Annotated in this window: 3 protein-coding genes and 1 riboswitch; all 3 genes read left to right on the top strand. The window is 58.8% G+C overall.

Annotation, left to right across the window (positions count from 1 at the left end):
- The first annotated feature begins 137 nt into the window (after positions 1 to 137).
- The gene (locus Q0M35_RS18495; RefSeq protein WP_295317719.1) at positions 138 to 920 is read left to right on the top strand and encodes an IclR family transcriptional regulator; all 783 of its coding nucleotides are present in this window, start codon (positions 138 to 140) and stop codon (positions 918 to 920) included.
- Positions 921 to 1,244: 324 nt separating this feature from the next.
- A complete protein-coding gene (locus Q0M35_RS18490) occupies positions 1,245 to 1,814 on the top strand; it encodes a class I SAM-dependent methyltransferase (RefSeq protein WP_295317718.1) in 570 nt (189 codons plus the stop codon).
- Positions 1,815 to 2,217: 403 nt separating this feature from the next.
- A riboswitch (glycine riboswitch) is annotated at positions 2,218 to 2,303 on the top strand.
- 130 nt (positions 2,304 to 2,433) lie between these two features.
- Positions 2,434 to 2,731, top strand: a 298-nt coding sequence (locus Q0M35_RS18485) for an FAD-dependent oxidoreductase (RefSeq protein ID WP_295317717.1), incomplete at its 3' end; no start/stop codon positions are given.

Raw genomic sequence — 2,731 nt, 5'->3', positions numbered from 1 at the left:
GTGACGGGGGTGCCTTACTTCCGGTTGCTCAAGTATTCTACAATGTACCTGGTCGCGCTTATGGCCACCTGGATTCTTGTGGCACTGACACCTGATCTGGCGCTTATGCTGCTGCCTGAAACATAAGGTAAATACCCATGGCAGACGACCTCACTCCATCAGACAAGCAAACCCAGATTCCAACGAACCTGAGACTGCTGATGCTGTTGGAGGAGGTCGTCAAAGCAGGCGTGCCTGTCACGCCTTCGGTCATCAAAGACGTAATCAATCTGCCGAAACCCACATTGCACCGGCTCTTCAACACCGCTGAGGCAGAGGGGTTTCTGCAGCGTGACATTGACGGACGCTCCTACAGCCCCGGACCACGGTTGCGCCAGATCGCCGTTCAAACGATCTCCTCGCAGCGCGTGCGGGCATTGCGGCTTATCATCCTGCGCAGCGTTGCGGCCGAAATCGGCGAGACCTGTAATATCGCCATGCCCGACCGGGAGGGGATGACATATCTCGACCGGGTAGAGACACACTGGCCGCTGCGCATACAGCTGCCTGTGGGGACACAGGTTCCGTTTCACTGTACGGCCAGCGGCAAGATGTTTTTGTCGTCCCTGCGCCCTGCCTATTTCAGCCGATATCTTGAGAGCGCTGCTCTTGAGCCACACGGCCCCGGCACAATCACAGACAGGGCTGCATTGCGGGACGAAATCGAAATGACCCGAAAACGCGGGTACTCGACGGATAATCAGGAATTTATGGAGGACATGGCGGCGGTCGCCGTACCGATCGTTGATGGCCAGAAACGCCTGATGACCACGCTGTCAGTGCACGCGCCGATCCAGCGACACTCCCTTGAAGGCCTGATCGGCCACATTGATGTCCTGAAATCCGGCGCTGAAAAGCTCGCCGAGCAAATCCGCTCCTGACCTGTTAACAATAACGAGCACGTAAACAGGGTCTGATCCGCGCCTCTGTTGTGTGTTTTGCGTCGCGGCAGCCCGAGCGGAAATTCCGGGCAACTGCGGACTGGTTCAGTGGTCAGTAACCGGCAGGTGCCGCGCCGGCTGATGCAGACAGACGCGCCATATCCGCAGCGTCCGGCCAGTGCCCGGGCCTGAGTTGAGTCCATGCTGCATCATCTGACGAAAGCCACCTATGCAGGCGTTGACTTCCCGCACGCAACGCACAGACTGCACGCAGAAACGGGGGGCGCGGCAATGAAGAAAGAAAAAAAGCAGAATAAGGAGGCTGTGCGCCGACGCTTTCTGAAACGCATGCCCAAGGGAGGCCTCGTTGTTGAGATCGGCGTATGGCGAGGGGACTTCTCCGGCACGCTCCTTGAATTTCTGGAACCGGATTGTCTTGTGCTGATCGACCCCTGGGAGCACATCGTTGAGGACAGCCACAGCGAAGCCCTTGCCGCCCGGGCCGGCGCCGAGAAGATGGATCGCATCCACAAGCGCGTCTCCAAAGCCTTTGCAACAGAAATTAAAGCCGGAACGGTGCGGATCGTGCGCGATTACTCGGTGCCTGCACTGACGGAATTTGAAGATGAAAGCATCTCATTTGCCTATGTTGACGGTGATCATTCCTACGAAGGTGTGCGCGCAGATCTGGAAGCCCTTTTTCCGAAAATGAAGCCCGGCGGTCTGATTGGTTTTGACGACTATCATCGTCGTGGCTGGTGGGGGGATGGCGTGCTGGCTGCGGTCCACGAGTTTATCGGCAGCCGTCCCAGAAACCTGCGTGTGCGGGCGGTCGAGGGCGCGCAGATCGCCATCGAAAAAATCGCGCCTATGCCGGAAGCCGGTGAAGGCTGAAAGCTGAAGGCGGCGCCTTTTTCCATGGCTGCGATATGGGGACGTCCGTGATCATGTGACAGAGGCGCCAGTGACCACCGTGCAATGACCGTACCCTGCATCGTCCCCGCCCAGCAATGCATACATCGCGAAACCGGGAGTCCTTCGATTATGGCGGGCATTCTCCCGGTCCCGGCCTGCGGTGATATGCTCTTGCTGTTTGCCGAAACGTCGACCGGGTAGCCAATACCGGCAAACCGGACAGGGCCCTGAACGGCATTTTCCCCGATCAGCGGCGCGACCTGAAAGCCGGCTGCGACCGGGCTTTTGCGGATGCGAATACACACTTCGCACCGGGCATCCGTACGCCTGCAAAAAACAGTTGCGCGACTCAATCGCTTGCCCTAATGCCCACGCAACAGATCAAGCTGTACCGGGAGAAGACGGGCAACCGTCGCCGAAGGAGCAACCGCCCCGGAAACTCTCAGGTCCAAGGACCGGTGCAGCTTAAACACTCCGGAAAGCGGCCCCTCGCATTGGGGTCCACCGTAGGAGAAAGCCCGGGTTCCGGGTGAAACTCTCAGGTTCCATGCACGGAGGGGGCAAGCGGCGCAAAGCCGCGCGTGCAAGGAGAAATGCTATGACTTCAGTTGCTGTAATCGGCGCCGGCGTGACCGGTCTGACCACTGCCTATGAGCTGCTCGACCGCGGCTATGACGTCACTGTTTACGACCGCCACCGCTATGCGGCGATGGAGACCAGCTTTGCCAACGGCGGGCAGCTTTCTGCCTCCAATGCCGAAGTCTGGACACAGTGGGGCACCATACTCAAAGGCCTGAAATGGATGCTGCACGCGGATGCACCGCTTCTGGTGAACCCGGCACCGACCCTGCACAAAATGCGATGGATGGCCGAGTTCCTCTCCAACATCCCGAACT

This window comes from Roseobacter sp., assembly GCF_024639605.1.
Taxonomy (GTDB): Bacteria; Pseudomonadota; Alphaproteobacteria; order Rhodobacterales; family Rhodobacteraceae; genus Roseobacter.
This window is presented reverse-complemented; position numbering and strand designations above follow the sequence as displayed.